Source organism: Serratia sp. SA088, assembly GCF_049065515.1.
GTDB lineage: Bacteria > Pseudomonadota > Gammaproteobacteria > Enterobacterales > Enterobacteriaceae > Serratia > Serratia nematodiphila.
On sequence record NZ_JBAKGW010000009.1, the window covers coordinates 118,626 to 137,918 of the forward strand.

Consider the following 19,293-nt stretch of genomic DNA (forward strand, 5'->3'; position numbering starts at 1 on the left):
GCGCGGTGTGATTTTTTTACAGAACTTTTCCCACCCTGCCGGACCGGACCGCGCTAAGCCTATGTTATGATGCGCAACCTCAGCGCGGCGCATGCTCGTCGCCTTGCAGACCGCAGCGGCCAATGCTGTCGCTTGCAAGGCGCGGGATAATCTCCGTCGCCGCTTGGCACCTGCCGCCCCCGCATGGGGAAAAATAACAGACATGTTGTGGTGATAGATGAGCAATAGCTATCTGGCGTTTCCTAAATTTGATCCGGTCATTTTCTCCATTGGCCCGGTTTCTCTGCATTGGTACGGCCTGATGTACCTGGTCGGCTTCGTTTTTGCCATGTGGCTGGCGGTGCGTCGCGCCAACAAGCCGGGCAGCGGCTGGACCAAAGACGAAGTGGAAAACCTGCTCTACGCCGGCTTCCTGGGCGTATTCGTCGGCGGCCGCGTAGGCTATGTGCTGTTCTACAACCTGCCGCTGTTCCTGGATAACCCGCTCTATCTGTTCAAGGTCTGGGATGGCGGCATGTCGTTCCACGGCGGCTTGATGGGGGTGATTCTGGTGATGTTCTGGTTCGCTCGCCGCACCAAACGCACCTTCTTCCAGGTTTCCGATTTTATCGCGCCATTGATCCCATTCGGCCTGGGCGCCGGCCGCCTCGGCAACTTTATCAACGGCGAACTGTGGGGCCGCGTCACCACCGATACCCCTTGGGCGATGTTGTTCCCAAGTTCGCGCAGCGAAGACGTGGCCCTCGCCGCCGCCGATCCCTCTCTGTTGCCGCTGCTGAATCAGTACGGCGTGCTGCCGCGCCACCCGTCGCAGCTGTATGAACTGCTGCTGGAAGGCGTGGTGCTGTTTATCATTCTGAACCTGTTTATTCGCAAGCCGCGGCCGATGGGCGCCGTATCCGGCCTGTTCCTGATCGGGTATGGCGCATTCCGCATCATCGTTGAAGCGTTCCGCCAGCCGGATGCTCAGCTCGGCCTGTTCGACGGCGTGATCAGCATGGGGCAGATCCTGTCCATCCCAATGGTGGTGGCCGGTGTTATTATGATGATTTGGGCGTACCGTCGTCGCCCGCAGCAACAAGTGTCGTGAGGGACAAATGAAACAGTATCTGGATTTGATGAACAAGGTGCTCGCCGAGGGCACCCCTAAAGCCGACCGTACCGGCACTGGCACATTGTCGATTTTCGGCCACCAGATGCGTTTCAACTTGCAGGAAGGTTTCCCGTTGGTGACCACCAAGAAATGTCATCTGCGTTCGATCATTCATGAGCTGTTATGGTTCCTGAACGGCGATACCAACATCGCCTACCTGCGTGACAACAAGGTCACCATTTGGGACGAGTGGGCCGATGAAAACGGCGATCTCGGCCCGGTGTACGGCAAACAGTGGCGCGCCTGGGGCGCGGCGGACGGCCGTCAGATCGATCAGCTGAGCAACGTGCTCCAACAGCTGAAGCAAGATCCGGATTCGCGTCGCATCATTGTTTCCGCCTGGAACGTCGGCGAGCTGGATCAGATGGCGTTGGCGCCGTGCCACGCGTTCTTCCAGTTCTACGTGGCGGATGGCAAGCTCTCTTGCCAGCTGTACCAGCGTTCCTGCGACGTCTTCCTCGGCCTGCCGTTCAACATCGCCAGCTACGCGCTGTTGGTGCACATGATGGCGCAGCAGTGCGATCTGGAAGTGGGCGATTTCGTCTGGACCGGCGGCGATACCCACCTGTACAGCAATCACATGGAACAGACTCAGCTGCAGCTGACGCGTGAACCGCGTCCGTTGCCGAAACTGGTGATCAAACGCAAACCGGCTTCACTGTTCGATTACCGTTTCGAAGACTTCGAGATCGAAGGTTACGATCCGCATCCGGCCATCAAGGCGCCGGTCGCGATCTAACCTTAACCGCATCACACCAGGGGCGCAGCGATTGCGCCCCTTTTTTTATCCGCATTGCGTACCGCGCCGCATTTTTTTGTCGCGGTCTGCCGTCGTAGAGAAAACATTGCGCAGCTTGCCGCAGCGCTTGCGCATGTGGCTTTACCGCGTTGTTACGGCCCTTACACTGGCGGCATGAACGACAATACTCTCTCGAACATCGATGATCGCCAACGGGGCATGACGCTAATTGAGCTATTGGCGGCGATCCTGATAGCCGGCATGCTCTCCGGCTGGGGCGTCGGCCAATGGCGCTATCATCAGCAAGCGCTGCGGCTGGAACACACGGCCCAACAGCTGCTGGCGTTTTTGCTGCGACTGCAGGCGGACGCCAACTGGCGTAACCGCACGACGCTGCTGTGGTTCAAGAATGGCACGCCCTGGTGTCTGGGCGGCGGTGTGCCACCGACGGATTGCGCTTCCGCCGAAGGCTCCGTTTTCTTGCCGCCTTATCGTGACGTTGCGCTGAGCGGCTACTCCGGCAAAGAGATTGGGTTTTATGGTTTGCGCAATACTGCGCAGGCGGGGCACATCCTTCTCAGCAACGACGCAGGCAGCCTGCGGCTGGTGCTGTCCGGCCGTGGGCGGCTGCGTTTGTGCAGCGAAGGGCAGTGGGTCAGGGGCATTGCGCTATGTTGAATTTAGCACGCGGTTTTACCTTGCCGGAAGTGATGTTGGCGTTGCTCTTCGGCAGCGTGATCGCGCTCGGCGCGGCAAAAACTTACCCGCTGTTACGTCAACAGAACGTGGCCGTCGGTCAGCACTTTCGGCTGGAGTCAACGCTGCGACAGCTGGCGTTCGGCATTGAGAAAGATCTGCGCCGCGCCGGTTTTTGCGCCGGACAGTGCGCTGGCCGGCCGCTGCTGATAGGCCAGGCATCGGGAGAGGCGGCGGGCAGCTGCGTTATCGTTGCCTACGACATTGCTCGCAGCGGGCAATGGCTCACTTCGGGTGAGGATGCGGGCTATTTCGGTTATCGGCTACGCAATGGCGGCCTGGAAGGGCAGCGCGGCGTGAGCCAATGCGATGGCGGCGGCTGGGAGCGGCTGCTCGATCAGGACGAAGTGCGCATTGAGCGGTTTCATGTGGCGATAGAGCGGGGCGATCACGGCGCGGCGTTGGCTCGCCTGACGCTGACGGGGCGCTCCGCCAGCGATACGCGTATCAGGCGTAGTCTGAGCGGGAGCGTCGAAATGGCGGCGCTGCCATGAACCGGCGAACTCAGCGAGGCGGTAGCACCCTGGCGGCGGTGATGTTGCTGTTGGCGCTGGGGCTGATGTTGCTCAATGCTCAGCATCGGCAATTGGATAACGCGCTGTTACTGGCCGCCGATCAGCAGCGTTACCTCCAGGCTTACAATCAGGCCGCTTCGGCGCTGAGTTGGGGCATGAGCCAGCGTTGGCCGCGCGCCGAGCTGAGTGCAGCGGCCTGGTTATGCAGGCAGCGCGTGGAACTGACGGCTTGCGCTCGGCTGTCAGCCAGAGCGGGCGTGGTGACGGTACGCGGCCTTGGTGAGATGCGCGGCGGTGAACCGGTATGGCTGTATCAATGGGGCACCTTTGACGGCGCGGAGGCTGCTGGTAAGTTGCAAGCACAGCCGGGCGGTCGGCTGGATTTTTGCCCCGAGAAAAGGTTGGCCGACTGTGACGGCTAACGCTCGGGCAGCGCGGATATCCCGCAACGGCTTCAGCCTGCCGGAAGTGTTGGTGGCGGCCTTGCTGTTCTCGGTGTCGCTGCTTGGCTTGTTACAGTATCATCAGGTGCTGTTGCAGTCGTTCCAGCGCCAGTGGCACTACCGGCAAGCCTGGGGGCTGGCGCACCAGCAGTTGGAGGCGTTCGCCGTCACCGGCCGGCTCGAGGCTGAACCGCTGCCGGAAGGGTGGCGGCGCGAGACGGCACTTGACGATGCGGGGAGTGATTGCCGCCGATTGGTGGTCAGGATCCAAACGCCGCAGCGGCAGTGGGCAACGCTGAGCCGCTGGTATTGCGCCCGTTTTTGAGCCGTATGTCTTTTGTTTTAAAGGAGTCATCATGTTCACGGTTTATCATTCCAATCAGCTGGATTTGTTGAAAACGCTGACCAGCGCGCTGATAGCCAGAGATCCGTTGACCGATCCTTTTCAACAGGAGGTGGTGCTGGTGCAAAGCCCCGGCATGGCGCAATGGCTGCAGATGCAGCTGGCGGAACAGTTCGGTATCGCAGCCAATGTCGCGTTTCCGCTGCCGGCGACCTTCATTTGGGACATGTTCACCCGGGTGTTGCCGGATATTCCGAAAGAGAGCGCCTTCAGCAAAGATGCCATGACCTGGAAGCTGATGTGGTTGTTGCCGGAGATGCTGACTCAGCCGGCGTTTGCGCCACTGCAGCACTATCTGACCGATGATGGCGACAAGCGCAAAATCCACCAGTTGGCCGGCCGGGTCGCCGACCTGTTCGACCAATATTTGGTTTATCGCCCGCAGTGGCTGGAGAGCTGGCAGCGCGGCGAGCGCATCGACGGTCTGGCGGAGGCTCAGCAATGGCAGGCGCCGCTCTGGGCGCGACTGGTGGAATACACGCGCGAACTGGGGCAGCCGGAATGGCACCGCGCCAATCTGTACAGCCGCTTTATCCACGCGCTGGAGCAGGCAAAAACATGCCCGCCCGGTTTGCCGCCGCGGGTGTTTATCTGCGGTATCTCGGCATTGCCGCCGATCTACCTGGAAGCACTGCAGGCGCTGGGGCGGCATATCGACATCCACCTGATGTTCACCAACCCCTGTCGCTACTATTGGGGTGATATTCAGGATTACGCCTTTCTGGCCCGCTTGCAGAGCCGCAAGCGTCGTCACTACCACCAGGCTCGCGAGCAAGGGCTGTTCCGCGAGCCGGATGACGCGGCGCGCCTGTTTGACGCCGAAGGGCAGCAGCAACTCAGCAACCCGCTGCTGGCCTCCTGGGGCAAGCTGGGGCGCGATCACCTTTACCTGCTGTCGCAGATGGAAGGGGCGCAAGAGGTCGACGCCTTTGTCGATATCCCGGCCGATACCATGCTGCACGCCGTTCAGCGCGATATGCTGGAACTGGAAGACCATGCGGTAATCGGTATTACCGCGGAAACGCTGGAAAGCAGCTTCAGCAAACGTCCGCTTGATGAGAACGACCGCTCCCTCAGCCTGCACGCCTGTCACAGCCCGCAGCGGGAAGTGGAGGTTTTGCACGATCGGTTGCTGAGCATGCTGGCGCAGGATCCGTCGTTGACGCCGCGCGACATCATCGTGATGGTGGCGGATATCGACAGCTACACGCCTTACATTCAGGCGGTGTTCGGCAATGCCCCCGCCGAGCGCTACCTGCCGTTTGCCATTTCCGACCGTAAAGCGCGCCAGGCGCATCCGGCGCTGCAGGCGTTCATTTCACTGCTCGATCTGCCGCAAAGCCGCTTTACCTCGGAACAGGTACTGGCGCTGCTGGAGGTGCCGGCCCTGGCCGCCCGTTTCGCCATTGGCGAAGAGGGGCTGCGCCTGCTGCGTCATTGGGTCGGTGAATCCGGCGTGCGCTGGGGCCTGGACGATGATAACGTGCGCGAACTGGATCTGCCCGCCACCGGCCAACATACCTGGCGCTTCGGCATTACGCGCATGCTGCTTGGCTATGCGATGGACAGCAATGCCGGCGATTGGCAGGGCATTTTGCCTTACGACGAATCGAGCGGGTTGGTCGCCGAACTGGCGGGGCAACTGGCAGACCTGCTGGCGCAGCTCAACCACTGGCGGCAAATCTTGAGCGAAGCGCGCCCGCTCGAGGCGTGGTTGCCGCTGTGTCGGCAACTGCTGGATGCCTTCTTCGCAGCGGACAGCGACACCGAAGTGGTGCTGGCGCTGATCGAACAGCAGTGGCAGCAGGCCATCAATTTTGGCCTGGCGGCGCGCTATCCCAATGAGGTGCCGTTGACCATTCTGCGCGACGATCTGGCGGCGCGCCTCGATCAGGAGCGCATCAGCCAGCGCTTCCTCGCCGGGCAAATCAACTTCTGCACGCTGATGCCGATGCGTTCCATTCCGTTCAAGGTGGTGTGTCTGCTGGGCATGAACGACGGCGTGTATCCGCGCACGCTGCCGCCGCTGGGCTTTGATCTGATGGCGCAGCAGGTCAAACGCGGCGACCGCAGCCGCCGCGATGACGACCGCTATCTGTTCCTGGAAGCGATTCTGTCCGCTCAGCAGCGGCTATATATCAGCTTCATCGGCCGTTCCATTCAGGACAACAGCCCGCGCTACCCTTCGGTGCTGGTCACTGAGCTGCTTGAGTACCTGGAGCAAAGCTATTGCCTGCCGGGAGATGAGGAACTCAGCGCAGACGACAGCGCCCGGCGGGTTGGTGAGCACTTGCTGAAGTGGCATGCGCGCATGCCGTTCGCCGCCGAGAATTTCTTGCCGGGCTCGGAGGCGCAAAGCTATGCCGCCGAGTGGCTGCCCGCCGCCGATGGTCGCGGTGCGGCGCATCCGGCGTTCAACCAGCCGCTGCCTGCCGAAGCGCTGCAGCAAATATCGTTGGATGAGCTGCTGCGGTTTTACCGCCATCCGATTCGCGCGTTTTTCCAATTGCGTTTGGGCGTCAGTTTTATTCTGGAAGAGACTGAGCTGCCGGACGAAGAGCCCTTCACGCTGGATAACCTCAGCCGCTACCAGTTTAACAGCCAACTGCTGAATACCCTGATCGACGGCGACGATCCCGAACGGTTGTTCCAGCGGGTGCGTGCCGCCGGCGGCTTGCCCTATGGCGCCTTCGGCGAGATCTATTGGCAAAAGCAGCAGGAAGAGATGAGCGAACTGGCCGAGCAGGTGCGTGCGGAACGCGCAGAGAGCCATAGCCTGGAGCTGGATATCGATATCGCCGGCGTACGTCTCAGCGGCTGGCTGCATCAGGTGCAGGATGACGGGCTGTTGCGCTGGCGGCCCGCTACGCTGTCGGCGGTGGACGGCATATTGCTGTGGCTGGAGCACCTGGTGTACTGCCGCGCCGGCGGCACCGGCGAGAGCCGCATCTACGGCCGCAAAAACTCCGTCTGGCGCTTTGCCGCGCTGGCGCCTGAAGAGGCGCAGGCGCAGTTGGCGGAGCTGCTGGCGGGCTATCAGCGCGGTCTGTGTCAGCCGCTGCTGTTGCTGAACAAAAGCGGCTGGGCGTGGCTGAGTCAGTGCTATCAGCCGGAAACGCAGCAAATCGACTGGGAGGAAGAAGCGCAAATTAAGGCACGCGCCAAATTGCTGCTGGCCTGGCAGGGCGATCAGCGCATTCCCGGCGAAGGGGAAGATCCCTACGTGCAGCGAGTGTTCCGCCAATTGGATAATGAATACTTAGCGCAAATACTGGCCGAAACAGAGCGTTATCTGCTGCCGGTAGCGCGACATAACCTGGGGTAACAATCCCCCGGTGGTGCTGTACGGCGGGAGGTGGTAAAAATAACGAAGGTTATATTCAACCATTGGGGTGATTCCCGGTCTTACATAACGTACAGGCATATACACGCCGTGTTTCGGGCCGCCACATTGGCGAAGAACCCGGCGAGTACAGATTTGGTTATGTGGTTTTGATGCACGTCGCCAACGTCAGGGAGTGGGCGTAGCGACGTCAGAATAGGGGTTTATTTTGGATATGCGCAGACAGTTGGCCCGTATCACCGGGCTGGTACTATTGGCTATGTGTTGGGCGCCGTTGAGTTGGGCCGCGCAAGGATGGCAACCGCTGGCGGAGAAGATCAACAAGAGCGAGCACGATCCGCGTCAGTACGAGGCGATCAAGTTGGCTAACGGCATGACGGTGTTGCTGGTGTCCGATGCCCAGGCGCCGAAATCGCTGGCGGCGCTGGCATTGCCGGTTGGGTCGCTCGAAGATCCGAACAGCCAACTGGGATTGGCGCACTATCTGGAACATATGGTGCTGATGGGCTCCAAACGCTATCCAGAGCCGGAAAACCTGTCCGAATTCCTGAAAAAGCACGGCGGCAGCCACAACGCCAGCACGGCCTCTTATCGCACCGCCTTCTATCTGGAAGTGGAAAATGACGCGCTGGAGCCGGCGGTCGACCGCATGGCCGACGCCATTGCCGAGCCGCTGCTGGATCCGGGCAATGCCGATCGCGAGCGCAACGCGGTGAACGCCGAGTTGACGATGGCGCGTTCGCGCGACGGCATGCGCATGGCGCAGGTCGGCGCGGAAACCCTGAACCCGGCGCACCCGAGCGCGCGCTTCTCCGGCGGCAATCTCGATACGTTGAAAGACAAGCCGGACAGCAAGTTGCACGATGAACTGACCGGCTTCTATAAGCGTTACTATTCCGCCAATCTGATGATGGGCGTTTTGTACGGTAATCAGTCGCTGCCGCAGTTGGCTGGCATTGCGGCGAAAACCTTTGGCCGCGTGCCGAATCATGACGCCAGCGTGCCGCCGATCACCGTGCCGGCCGTCACGCCGGAACAGCAGGGCATCATCATTCACTATGTGCCGGCGCAGCCGCGCAAGCAGCTGAAGGTCGAGTTCCGCATCGATAACAACAGCGCCGCGTTTCGCAGCAAAACCGATATCTACATCAGCTACCTGATCGGCAACCGCAGCAAAAACACCCTGTCTGACTGGCTGCAGAAGCAGGGGTTGGCGGACGCCATCAATGCCGGCGCCGATCCGATGGTGGATCGCAACGGCGGCGTCTTCGCCATCAGCGTTTCACTCACTGACAAAGGCCTGGCCCAGCGCGATGAGGTCGTCGCCGCCATTTTCAACTACCTGAAAATGCTGCGCAGCGAGGGCATCAAGCAGAGCTACTTCGATGAAATCTCGCATGTTCTGAACCTGGACTTCCGTTATCCCTCGATCACGCGCGACATGGACTATATCGAATGGCTGGTGGACACCATGCTGCGCGTGCCGGTTGAGCATGCGCTGGACGCGCCTTATCTGGCCGACCGTTATGATCCAAAGGCGATCGCCGAACGCCTGGACGCCATGACGCCGCAAAACGCGCGCATCTGGTTCGTCAGCCCGGATGAACCGCACAACAAGACGGCCTATTTCGTCAACGCGCCTTACCAGGTCGACAAAATCACGCCGCAGCGCTTTACGCAGTGGCAGCAGTTGGAGAGCGGCATTTCCCTGTCGCTGCCGGCGCTCAACCCGTATATCCCGGATGACTTTACCCTGACCAAGCCATCGCACGAGTTCAAAAAACCGGAAATGGTGGTGGATAAACCCGGCCTGCGCGTGTTGTACATGCCGAGTCGTTACTTCGCCGACGAGCCGAAGGCCGACGTCACCGTCGCTTTCCGCAACGCCAAAACCATGGATTCCGCGCGCAATCAGGTGCTGTTCTCGCTGACGGATTATCTGGCCGGCCTCGCGTTGGATCAGTTGAGCTATCAGGCATCGGTCGGTGGGCTGAGCTTCTCGACCTCGCCGAACAACGGTCTGATGTTTAACGCCAACGGTTTCACCCAGCGTTTGCCGCAGTTGCTGACGGCGCTGATCGAGGGGTATTCCAGCTTCACGCCGACGGAAGATCAGTTGGCGCAAGCCAAATCCTGGTATCTGGAGCAGCTGGACGCCGCCGAGAAGGGCAAGGCGTTTGAGCTGGCCATTCAGCCGGTGCAGATGGTTTCCCGCGTGCCATATTCCGAACGCAGCGAGCGCCGCGAAGTGCTGAAGACGTTAACGCTGAAAGACGTGCTGGCCTATCGCGACAGCCTGCTGGCCGAGGCCACGCCGGAGCTGCTGGTAGTGGGCAACATGAGCAAGCAGCAGGTCGACACGTTGGCGTCGACGCTGAAACATCGTCTGGGCTGTACCGGGAGTGAATGGTGGCACGGCGAAGACGTGGTGGTGGACAAGGATCATCTGGCCAACCTGCAACAGGTGGGCAGCAGCACTGACTCGGCGCTGGCGGCGGTTTATGTGCCGATCGGCTACGACGAAGTGACCGGCATGGCCTACAGTTCGCTGCTGGGGCAGATTATTCAGCCGTGGTTTTACAGCCAGCTGCGCACGCAGGAGCAATTGGGGTACGCGGTCTTCGCCTTCCCGATGTCGGTGGGGCGCCAGTGGGGCGTGGGCTTCCTGTTGCAGAGCAACAGCAAACAGCCGGCCTACCTGTACCAGCGCTATCAGGATTTCTACCCGAAAACCGAGAAACGCCTGCGCGACATGAGCGAGGCGGACTTTGAACAGTACAAACAGGCGCTCATCAATGAGCTGAAACAGCGGCCGCAAACCCTGAGCGAAGAGGCCAGCCGGTTCGCCAACGATTTCGATCGCGGCAACTTCGCCTTCGATACTCGTCAGAAACTGATCGCGCAGGTGCAACAGCTGACGCCGGCCAAACTGGCGGATTATTTCCACCAGGCGGTGATCCAGCCACAGGGGCTGGCGGTGCTGTCGCAGGTTAGCGGCAGCGGGCAAGACAAGGCGGATTACGCGGCGCCTAAGGATTGGGTCACCTATCCGAACGCGTCGGCATTGCAGCAGATTTTGCCGCGTAAAGTGGCAACACCATGACGGAAATTGCCCCGCAGAGGCTGGAGCCGCTGTCGTTGCCGCTGTTCGGCGAACGCCTGATAGAAGCGTCGGCGGGCACCGGCAAAACTTTTACCATTGGCGCGCTGTATCTGCGCTTGCTGCTGGGGTTGGGCGGTGACGCGGCGTTTCCCCGCCCGCTGACGGTCGAAGAAATCCTGGTGGTGACCTTTACCGAGGCCGCCACCGAGGAGCTGCGCGGGCGCATCCGCGACAATATCCACGGGCTGCGCATCGCCTGCGTGCGCGGTGTCAGCGCCAACCCGTTGTTTTCGGCGCTGATGGAAGAAATTGACGATTTGAGCGACGCCGCCTCACAGTTGCTGGCAGCGGAGCGGCAAATGGACGAAGCGGCGATCTACACCATTCACGGCTTTTGCCAACGGATGCTGACGCACAACGCCTTCGAGTCCGGCATGTTGTTTGAACAAACGCTGGTGCAGGACGAGCTGCCGCTGCGGCGGCAGGCCTGTGCCGATTTCTGGCGTCGCCACTGCTATCCGTTGCCGCTGGGCGTGGCGCGTGCGGTCAGCCAGGAGTGGAGCGGCCCGGAAGCGTTGCTGGCCGATCTCTCCGGCTATCTGCACGGCGAAGCGCCGGCGCTGCGTCGGCCGCCGAAGGACGAAGAAACCGTCCTGATGCGCCACGAGCAGATCGTCGCGCGCATCGACGCCATCAAGGCGCAATGGCGGGCGGCGGCGGGCGATCTGGAGGCGTTGATCGCCCAGTCCGGCGTCGATAAGCGCAGCTACAGCAGTAAACACCTGCCGAACTGGCTGAACAAGGTCGGCGAATGGAGCGGGCAGGAGACTCAGGACTACCAGCTGCCGAAGGAACTGGATAAATTTCGCCAGTCGGTGCTGCTGGAGAAGACCAAGAAGGGCGAGCCGCCGCGTCATGCGCTGTTCACGGCGATAGATGAGCTGTTCGATGAACCCTTGACGCTGCGCGACCTGATCATGGCGCGTGCGCTCAGCGAGATCCGCACCTCCATTCAGCAGGAAAAACGCCAGCGCGCCGAGCTGGGGTTTGACGACCTGCTCAGCCGGCTGGACGGCGCCCTGCAAAGCGGCGGCGGCGAACAGCTGGCGCAGGCGATCCGCCAGCGATACCCGGTGGCGATGATCGATGAATTCCAGGATACCGATCCGCAGCAATACCGTATTTTCCAAAAACTTTACGTCGGCCGGCCCGATTGCGGCCTGCTGCTGATCGGCGATCCCAAGCAGGCGATTTACGCCTTTCGCGGCGCCGACATCTTTACCTACATGCGTGCGCGTTCAGAGGTGAGCGCCCACTATACGCTGGAGACCAACTGGCGCTCGTCGCCGTCGATGGTCGCCAGCGTCAATCACCTGTTTTCTCAGGTAGAAAAACCTTTCCTGTTCGGCCAAATCCCCTTTATTGAGGTTAACGCGGCGGAAAAGAACCAAGGGCTGGCGTTTGAATTGCACGGCACGCCGCAGCCGGCGATGCAGTTCTGGCTGCAGCAGGGAGAAGGCGTGGGTGTAAGTGATTACCAACAGCTGATGGCGCGCCTGTGCGCCACGCAAATTCGCGACTGGCTCAGCGCCGGGCAGCAGGGGCTGGCGCGGCTGCAGAGCGGCAAGGCGTCACGGCCGGTACAAGCCTCCGATATCACGGTGCTGGTGCGCAGCCGCAATGAGGCGGCGTTGGTGCGCGATGCGCTGAGCGCGCTGTCTATCCCGTCGGTCTACCTGTCCAACCGCGACAGCGTGTTTGACACCCCGGAGGCCAAAGACCTGCTGTGGTTGCTGCAGGCGGTGTTGGCGCCGGAGCAGGAGCGCACGCTGCGCAGCGCCATGGCCACCGGGCTGATGGGGCTGGACGCGCCGACGCTTGACGGCCTGAGCCGCGATGAGCGCGCCTGGGACGCGCTGGTTAATGAATTCGACAATTACCGCACGCTCTGGCTGCGCCGCGGCGTGTTGCCGATGCTGAGCGAGGTGATGAAAGCGCGCCAACTGGCGGAGAACCTGCTGGCCAGCGCCGGCGGCGAGCGTCGCTTGACCGACGTGCTGCATCTGGGGGAGCTGTTGCAAGAAGCGGCGGCGCAGCTCGACAGCGAGCATGCGCTGGTGCGCTGGCTGGCGCAGCAGATCGCCCAGCCTAATCGCCAGTCCGACAATCAGCAGCTGCGGCTGGAGAGCGACCGGCATCTGGTGCAGGTGATCACGATCCACAAGTCCAAGGGGCTGGAGTTCGATCTGGTGTGGCTGCCGTTCGTCGGCAACTTCCGCCAGCAGCAGCAGGCGCTGTATCACGATCGCCACAGTTTCCAGGCGTTGCTGGACCTCGACGCCAATGAAGAGAGCCAGGCCTGGGCGGAGGAGGAGCGGTTAGCGGAAGACCTGCGTCTGCTGTACGTGGCGCTGACCCGCTCGGTGTACCACTGCAGCATCGGCATCGCGCCGTTGTTCCAGGGCACGCGCAAGAAGCAGGGCGATACCGATCTGCACCGCAGCGCATTGGGCTATCTGGTGCAGGGCGGGCAGCCCGGCGACGCAGTGTATCTGCAGGAGCGGCTGCAGCAATTGGCGGGTGGCGGCATTGCGCTGTCGCTGGTTGAATCGCCGGACGAGGCGCCTTGGCAGCCCCAGACGGCGTTGGCCGAAGCGCTGGCGGCGAAAAGCTTTACCCGGCGGATCCAGGATTTTTGGCGGGTGACCAGCTATACCGGTTTGCAGCAGCACGGCGCGAGCCTGATGCAGGATCTGCTGCCGCGTCTGGATATCGACGCTGCGGGGGAGCGGAGTGAGGAGAGTGAGCCAGCGCTTACACCGCATACCTTCCCGCGCGGCGCGACGCCCGGCACCTTCCTGCACAGCCTGTTCGAAACGTTGGACTTCACCCAGCCGCTCGACGAACAGTGGTTGCTGGAACAGCTGCAACAGCAAGGGTTCGCTGAACACTGGCAACCGATACTGCTGGCGTGGATGCAGGTGCTACTCAACACGCCGCTCGATGGCAGCGGCGTGACGCTGGCGGCGTTAACGCCGCAGCACAAGCAGGCCGAGCTGCAGTTCTATTTGCCGATCAACCGGCTGTTGCAGGCGAAGGAGCTCGATGCTCTGGTGAAGCGTTACGATCCGCTTTCCGCCCGCTGTCCGGCGCTGGATTTCCATCAGGTGCAGGGCATGCTGAAAGGCTTTATCGACCTGGTGTTCTGTTGGCAGGGCAAATACTACCTGCTGGACTACAAGTCCAACTGGTTGGGGGAAGACAGCAGCGCCTATACCCGGCCGGCGATGGAGCAGGCGATGGCGGAGCATCGTTACGATCTGCAATATCAGCTGTATACGCTGGCGCTGCACCGTTATCTGCGTCATCGGCTGCCGGATTACGATTACCGGCACCATTTCGGCGGGGTGATTTATCTGTTCCTGCGCGGCGTGGATGCGGCGCACCCGGGCAACGGCATTTTCACCTGTCTTCCCGAGTTTGAGCTGGTGGCGGGGATGGATCGCTTGTTCAGCGGCGAGGCTGCGGCGACGGAGGAAGGATCATGATCGCACTGCTGGAGCAGGCGGTGGCGCTTGGCGTGCTGCGCCCGCTGGACGTGCAGTTCGCCCGCGTGGTGGCGAACGAAGACGAGCCCGATATTTTGCTGGCCGCCGCCTGCCTGAGCGCAGAGGCGGGGGCCGGTCACGTCTGCCTGATGCTGGAACAGCTGCAGGCGGACACGCTGTTTGAAGGGCGCCAGCCGGCGCTGGCGCTGGCGCTGTGGGTGGCGGCCGGGCGACCGGATAGCGCGCGTTGGCAGCAGCGCCTGGCGGCCAGTGCGGCGGTCGGAGACGGCAGCGGCGCTACGCCGTTGGTGCTGCGCGGGCCGCGTTTATATCTGCAGCGCATGTGGCAAAACGAAGGCGAAGTGGCGGCGTTTATCGGCGGTGAAGGCGAATCGCTGGCGGTGCCGGAGGCGGAGCTGCGTGCCATTCTCGATCGCTTGTTCGGCGCGGCGAGCGACGAGCCCGACTGGCAGAAAATCGCCGCAGCGGTGGCTGCAACGCGGCGCATTGCTGTCATTTCCGGCGGGCCGGGCACCGGTAAAACCACCACCGTCGCCAAGCTGTTGGCGGCGCTGGTGCAGCTCGATGAAAGCGCGCGCTTGCGCATTCAGCTGGCGGCGCCGACTGGCAAGGCGGCGGCGCGTCTGACGGAGTCGCTTGGCAGCGCCAGCCGTCAGCTGGCGTTGACCCCGGCGCAGCAGGCGCTGTTCCCGACGGAGGCGGCGACGTTACACCGCCTGTTGGGGGCGCAGCCGAACAGTCAACGCATGCGCTATCACCGCGGCAACCGGCTGCATTTGGATGTGCTGGTGGTGGATGAGGCCTCGATGGTCGATCTGCCGATGATGGCGCGCCTGATTGCCGCGCTGCCTGATCGGGCGCGGGTGATTTTCCTCGGCGATCGCGATCAGCTGGCCTCGGTGGAGGCCGGCGCGGTGCTGGGGGACATTTGCCGTTTTGCCGAGCAGGGATACAGCGATGCGCGCGCGGCGGAGCTGAGCCGCCTGACCGGTTGTGCGATCAAAGGGCAGCAGGCTGACGCGGAAGCGGCGGTGCGTGACAGCCTATGCCTGCTGCGCAAGAGCTATCGCTTCGATGCCCGCTCCGGCATCGGTCAGCTGGCGTTGGCGGTTAACGCCGGTGCCGGGGAGCGCGCGCTGGCAGCCTTAAGCGGCAGTTTCGGCGATGTCGCGGGCTATGCGCTGGCAACGAGCGAAGAGTATCAGGCGCTGCTGGACGCGTGCGTGGCGGGCTACCGCGACTATTTGCGGTTGGCCGCCGAGGGCGCGGATGCGGCGGCGGTGCTGGCGGCCTTTGGCCGCTTCCAGGTGCTGTGCGCGCTGCGTGAAGGGCCGTTTGGCGTTGCCGGCCTGAATGAACGTATTGAGATAGGGTTGCAGCGCGCCGGCCTGATCGACCGCAAACCGGGCGTGCTCGGCCGCTGGTATCGGGGGCGGCCGGTGATGATCGGCCGCAACGACAGCGCGCTGGGGTTATTCAATGGGGATATCGGCATTACGCTGCCGGATGAGCGCGGCGAGCTGCGCGTGCATTTCCAGCTGCCTGATGGAAGCATCAAGTCGGTGCAGCCGAGCCGTTTGCCGGCGCATGAAACCGCCTATGCCATGACGGTGCACAAATCTCAGGGATCGGAGTTTGACCATACGGTGCTGGTGTTGCCGAATCACTTCCTGCCGGTGCTGACGCGTGAATTGGTCTATACCGCGATCACCCGCGCGCGTAAGCAGCTCTCGCTGTATACCACGGAGGCGGTGCTGCTGCGGGCCATTCGTATGCCGACCCAGCGCCGCAGCGGATTGGCTGAACGGCTGCAGGCAACGGAATAAGCATTGAAGGGGCGCGGTAGCGGCCGCGCCCACAGTGATTACAGATCCGCCAGCAGAATTTTGGAGCGGCGTTGGTAGTTGTACAGCGCCTGTTTCTGCATCGGCAGCACGTCGACCTCCGCCGGAGTGAATCCGCGCTCCTGGAACCAGTGGATGCTGCGGGTGGTCAGTACGAACAGCTTCTTTAATCCCATCTGCCGCGCCTGGTTTTCCACCCGCTGCAGCAGCATTTCGCCGCGCGAAGAGCTGCGGTAGTCGGGATGCACCGCCACGCAGGCCATTTCACCGATTTTTTCCTCCAGGAACGGGTACAGCGCCGCGCAGGCGATGGTCAGGTTGTCGCGTTCGATAATGGTGAATTTGTCGATCTCCATCTCCAGCTGTTCACGCGAACGGCGCACCAGAATACCCTGCTGCTCGAGCGGCCGGATCAGCTCCAGGATGCCGCCGATGTCGTTGATCGTCGCCCGGCGCACCTGTTCGGCGCTCTCCATCACGATTTGGGTGCCGATGCCGTCGCGTGAGAACAGTTCTTGCACCAGCGCGCCGTCCTCCTGATAGCTGATCAGGTGGCTGCGGCGTACGCCGCTGCGGCAGCCTTTCACCGCGCCGCGCAGGAAGCGCACGGTGCCGGAATGGTAATCGCCGCCTTCCTCCAGCTCTTCAAGGCGCTTTTGCGCGTCGTTGGGGAACAGCTCGGAAAGGATGTTGCCTTCCGCGTCGGTCACGCCCTGCGAGGAGCAGAAACCGATCATTTTTTCCGCTTTCAGTTTGATCGCCAGCTGAGTCGCGACTTCCTCCGAAGTCAGGTTGAAGCTCTCGCCGGTGACCGAAACCGCGACCGGGCCGATCAGCACGATGGCGTTGCTGTCGAGCTGACGGTGGATCGCTTCTTCATCGATGCGGCGAATGCGGCCGCTGTGGCAGTAGTCGATGCCGTCATCGACGCCCAGCGGCTGCGCGATGATGAAGTTGCCGCTGACCACGTTGATATGTGCGCCTTGCAGCGGCGTGTTGTTGAGGCTCATCGACAGCCGGGCGGTGATGTCGAGCTGCAGCAGGCCGGCGGCCTGCTTGACCAGCTCGAGCGTATGGGCGTCGGTCACGCGGGTGTGTTTGTGGTAGATCGGCTCATAGTTATGCTGAGCCAGATTGGCGTCGATCTGCGGCCGTGCGCCGTAAACCACCACCAGGCGAATGCCCAGGCTATGCAGCAACCCGATATCGTTGACGATGTTGGAGAAATTCTCGTGTTCGATGGCTTCCCCGCCGAGCATGATGACAAACGTCTTGCCGCGGTGGGCGTTGATATAGGGGACTGAGTGACGGAATCCTTGCACCAGCTCTGTACTACGTTCCTTCACGGCCAAACCTCTTTGCATATTTATACGATATTTTTGTATTTTTATTCTTTTATTGCGCCGATGGCAAGTGGGAAATCGTCATGAAGCGTGCGCTAAGGGCGCTAAATCGTTAATAAATTGAAAAACCATAAAAAGATTTTCTGATGACAGGGCTGGAATGATTGGTTAAAGTTTTCGGCATCCCCATTTCATTGGTGTTTTTTTCATCTGTTGTAAACAGCTATTACTGCCGGAGCCGCATGCCAAACGCTAATCACAATCTGGGCCGCCGTCGTTTATTACAGGGCGTTGCCGCCAGCTGGTTGCTGAGTGTGAGTCGTACGGGCTTCGCCGCATCATCGCACGTGATCGCCGTGCGCGTCTGGCCATCCTCCACCTATACCCGCGTCACGCTGGAATCCAACGTCGAGCTGAAATACAAGCAGTTCGCCCTGACCAATCCCGATCGCGTGGTGGTGGATATCGAAGGCGTGCATCTCAACAGCGTGCTGAAAGGCATCGCCGGGCAGGTGCGCGCCGACGATCCTTATCTCAAGCAGGCGCGCGTCGGCCAGTTCGATCAGAATACCGTGCGGCTGGTGCTGGAGCTCAAACAAAGCGTCAGCCCGCATATTTTCACGTTGGCGCCGGTGCCGGAGTATCGCAACCGTCTGGTGATGGATCTCTATCCGACCAAGGGCGGCAGCGGCGGCGAGGAATATGATCCGCTACTGGCGTTACTGGAAGATTACAACAAGGGCGATCTGGAGCGCACGCTCCCGCCGGAAGCGCCGCAGGCCGGCAAAGCGGGGCGCGATCGGCCGATCGTCATCATGCTGGATCCCGGCCACGGCGGCGAAGATCCCGGCGCGATCGGCAAGTACAAGACGCGTGAGAAAGACATCGTACTGCAGATTGCCCGCAAGCTGAGCGCCATGATCAAGCGCGAGCCGAACATGAAAGTGTTCATGACGCGCAACGAAGACGTGTTTATTCCGCTCAAGGTGCGCGTCGCCAAGGCGCGCAAGCAGCGCGCCGATCTGTTCGTTTCGATTCACGCCGACGCCTTCACCAGCCGCGCCGCGCGCGGGTCATCGGTGTTCGCATTGTCCACCAAAGGCGCCACCAGCTCGGCGGCCAAGTTCCTGGCGCAGACGCAGAACGCCTCGGACCAAATCGGCGGCGTCAGCAAGAGCGGCGACCGCTATCTCGACCACACCATGTTCGATCTGATCCAGACCGCGACCATCAACGACAGCCTGAAATTCGGCAAGGAAGTGTTGAACCGGATGGGCAAAATCAACCGGTTGCACAAGAATCGCGTCGATCAGGCCGGTTTTGCGGTGTTGAAGGCGCCGGATATCCCGTCGATCCTGGTGGAAACGGCGTTTATCAGCAACATCGAAGAGGAGCGCAAGCTGCGCACCAGCCATTTCCAGCAGCAGGTGGCGGAGTCGATTCTGGCGGGCATCAAGGCTTATTTCGCCAACGGCGGCGCGCTGGCGAGTCGATAACGGCAGGGCCGGGCGCGAGTCCGGCTATTTTCGCGGATTGCAGATACAAAAAAACACCCGTCAGGGTGCTTATCTGTTGTCATCAAGAGTTGGTTGCGGGGGCCGGATTTGAACCGACGACCTTCGGGTTATGAGCCCGACGAGCTACCAGGCTGCTCCACCCCGCGTCCGTCTTGATGCGGTATTACGACGAAACCACCGTTCATGTTATGCCGCTGGTACGACATTCGGTTGGTTGCGGGGGCCGGATTTGAACCGACGACCTTCGGGTTATGAGCCCGACGAGCTACCAGGCTGCTCCACCCCGCGTCCGTGTAATACTTTGTTATCGAAACCAAACGAAAAATACCGCCAATGCGGCATCGGTTGGTTGCGGGGGCCGGATTTGAACCGACGACCTTCGGGTTATGAGCCCGACGAGCTACCAGGCTGCTCCACCCCGCGTCCGATGGATGCGCACTATACTCTCCATGCGTTTTGTTGCAAACCCTTTTTGCATTTTATTGCCCTAAACCCGTTTTTCTGCTGAATTTGCCCGCAATTTGCCTTCTTTTTCATCACCATCCTCCGTGCGGCTTTTTTTATT

The 19,293-nt window shown here is 61.4% G+C and carries 12 protein-coding genes and 3 tRNA genes; 11 read left to right on the forward strand and 4 right to left on the reverse strand.

Translation table 11 applies throughout. The features are described from left to right. The first annotated feature begins 217 nt into the window (after positions 1–217). The 10 genes from lgt to recD all read left to right on the forward strand — a co-directional run bounded on the left by lgt (position 218) and on the right by recD (position 15,850). Positions 218–1,090 carry a prolipoprotein diacylglyceryl transferase gene (lgt, locus tag ACOWVD_RS20930; protein WP_019455719.1) on the forward strand — a complete coding sequence of 291 codons (873 nt, stop codon included), beginning with the start codon at positions 218–220 and terminating at the stop codon, positions 1,088–1,090. A 7-nt stretch (positions 1,091–1,097) separates the two neighbouring features. Next, positions 1,098–1,892 carry a thymidylate synthase gene (thyA, locus tag ACOWVD_RS20935; protein WP_016929918.1) on the forward strand — a complete coding sequence of 265 codons (795 nt, stop codon included), beginning with the start codon at positions 1,098–1,100 and terminating at the stop codon, positions 1,890–1,892. Positions 1,893–2,066: 174 nt separating this feature from the next. After that, the gene (locus ACOWVD_RS20940) at positions 2,067–2,570 is read left to right on the forward strand and encodes a prepilin peptidase-dependent protein (protein ID WP_049240054.1); all 504 of its coding nucleotides are present in this window, start codon (positions 2,067–2,069) and stop codon (positions 2,568–2,570) included. Continuing rightward, on the forward strand, positions 2,564–3,142 hold the full coding sequence (locus tag ACOWVD_RS20945) for a prepilin peptidase-dependent protein (RefSeq protein ID WP_049240053.1): 579 nt from the start codon (positions 2,564–2,566) through the stop codon (positions 3,140–3,142). The genes ACOWVD_RS20940 and ACOWVD_RS20945 overlap by 7 nt, the downstream gene beginning before the upstream one ends. Continuing rightward, positions 3,139–3,585 (forward strand): YgdB family protein, encoded by a 447-nt coding sequence (locus tag ACOWVD_RS20950; RefSeq protein ID WP_049240052.1) that lies wholly within the window; start codon positions 3,139–3,141, stop codon positions 3,583–3,585. Before ACOWVD_RS20945 ends, ACOWVD_RS20950 begins: the two co-directional genes overlap by 4 nt. Then, positions 3,575–3,931, forward strand: coding sequence for a prepilin-type N-terminal cleavage/methylation domain-containing protein (locus tag ACOWVD_RS20955; RefSeq protein WP_152903395.1), 357 nt, complete (start codon positions 3,575–3,577; stop codon positions 3,929–3,931). Before ACOWVD_RS20950 ends, ACOWVD_RS20955 begins: the two co-directional genes overlap by 11 nt. Before the next feature lie 31 nt (positions 3,932–3,962). Further along, positions 3,963–7,334, forward strand: coding sequence for an exodeoxyribonuclease V subunit gamma (recC, locus tag ACOWVD_RS20960; RefSeq protein WP_421105767.1), 3,372 nt, complete (start codon positions 3,963–3,965; stop codon positions 7,332–7,334). 232 nt (positions 7,335–7,566) lie between these two features. Beyond that, positions 7,567–10,455 (forward strand): pitrilysin, encoded by a 2,889-nt coding sequence (gene ptrA / locus ACOWVD_RS20965; protein WP_049240101.1) that lies wholly within the window; start codon positions 7,567–7,569, stop codon positions 10,453–10,455. Then, positions 10,452–14,003: an exodeoxyribonuclease V subunit beta gene (gene recB, locus ACOWVD_RS20970; protein WP_342135089.1), complete on the forward strand. Its 3,552-nt coding sequence runs from the start codon at positions 10,452–10,454 to the stop codon at positions 14,001–14,003. The genes ptrA and recB overlap by 4 nt, the downstream gene beginning before the upstream one ends. Further along, the gene (gene recD / locus ACOWVD_RS20975) at positions 14,000–15,850 is read left to right on the forward strand and encodes an exodeoxyribonuclease V subunit alpha (protein WP_049240049.1); all 1,851 of its coding nucleotides are present in this window, start codon (positions 14,000–14,002) and stop codon (positions 15,848–15,850) included. Before recB ends, recD begins: the two co-directional genes overlap by 4 nt. A gap of 38 nt (positions 15,851–15,888) precedes the next feature. Here recD and argA read toward each other — a convergent pair whose 3' ends face one another. Next, positions 15,889–17,214 carry an amino-acid N-acetyltransferase gene (gene argA / locus ACOWVD_RS20980; protein WP_004931881.1) on the reverse strand — a complete coding sequence of 442 codons (1,326 nt, stop codon included), beginning with the start codon at positions 17,212–17,214 and terminating at the stop codon, positions 15,889–15,891. 239 nt (positions 17,215–17,453) lie between these two features. Between argA and amiC the strand changes: the two genes are divergently transcribed. Beyond that, complete coding sequence (amiC, locus tag ACOWVD_RS20985) at positions 17,454–18,707, forward strand: N-acetylmuramoyl-L-alanine amidase AmiC (protein WP_004931882.1); 1,254 nt, start codon at positions 17,454–17,456, stop codon at positions 18,705–18,707. Between the two features lie 90 nt (positions 18,708–18,797). Here the strand turns inward: amiC and ACOWVD_RS20990 are convergent. The 3 genes from ACOWVD_RS20990 to ACOWVD_RS21000 form a co-directional block, all read right to left on the reverse strand. Continuing rightward, positions 18,798–18,874: transfer RNA gene (locus ACOWVD_RS20990), tRNA-Met, on the reverse strand. Positions 18,875–18,939: 65 nt separating this feature from the next. Beyond that, positions 18,940–19,016 (reverse strand) — tRNA-Met (locus ACOWVD_RS20995). A 58-nt stretch (positions 19,017–19,074) separates the two neighbouring features. Continuing rightward, positions 19,075–19,151, reverse strand: a tRNA-Met gene (locus tag ACOWVD_RS21000). Positions 19,152–19,293 lie beyond the last annotated feature (142 nt).

What these genes read in the sequence shown, in the direction of transcription:
- ACOWVD_RS20945 (WP_049240053.1), top strand. Translation starts at nt 2,564, where the DNA reads ATGTTGAATTTAGCACGCGGTTTTACCTTGCCGGAAGTGATGTTGGCG.
- recD (WP_049240049.1), top strand. Translation starts at nt 14,000, where the DNA reads ATGATCGCACTGCTGGAGCAGGCGGTGGCGCTTGGCGTGCTGCGCCCG.
- amiC (WP_004931882.1), top strand. Translation starts at nt 17,454, where the DNA reads ATGCCAAACGCTAATCACAATCTGGGCCGCCGTCGTTTATTACAGGGC.
- lgt (WP_019455719.1), top strand. Translation starts at nt 218, where the DNA reads ATGAGCAATAGCTATCTGGCGTTTCCTAAATTTGATCCGGTCATTTTC.
- recB (WP_342135089.1), top strand. Translation starts at nt 10,452, where the DNA reads ATGACGGAAATTGCCCCGCAGAGGCTGGAGCCGCTGTCGTTGCCGCTG.
- recC (WP_421105767.1), top strand. Translation starts at nt 3,963, where the DNA reads ATGTTCACGGTTTATCATTCCAATCAGCTGGATTTGTTGAAAACGCTG.
- ACOWVD_RS20950 (WP_049240052.1), top strand. Translation starts at nt 3,139, where the DNA reads ATGAACCGGCGAACTCAGCGAGGCGGTAGCACCCTGGCGGCGGTGATG.
- thyA (WP_016929918.1), top strand. Translation starts at nt 1,098, where the DNA reads ATGAAACAGTATCTGGATTTGATGAACAAGGTGCTCGCCGAGGGCACC.
- ACOWVD_RS20940 (WP_049240054.1), top strand. Translation starts at nt 2,067, where the DNA reads ATGAACGACAATACTCTCTCGAACATCGATGATCGCCAACGGGGCATG.
- ptrA (WP_049240101.1), top strand. Translation starts at nt 7,567, where the DNA reads ATGCGCAGACAGTTGGCCCGTATCACCGGGCTGGTACTATTGGCTATG.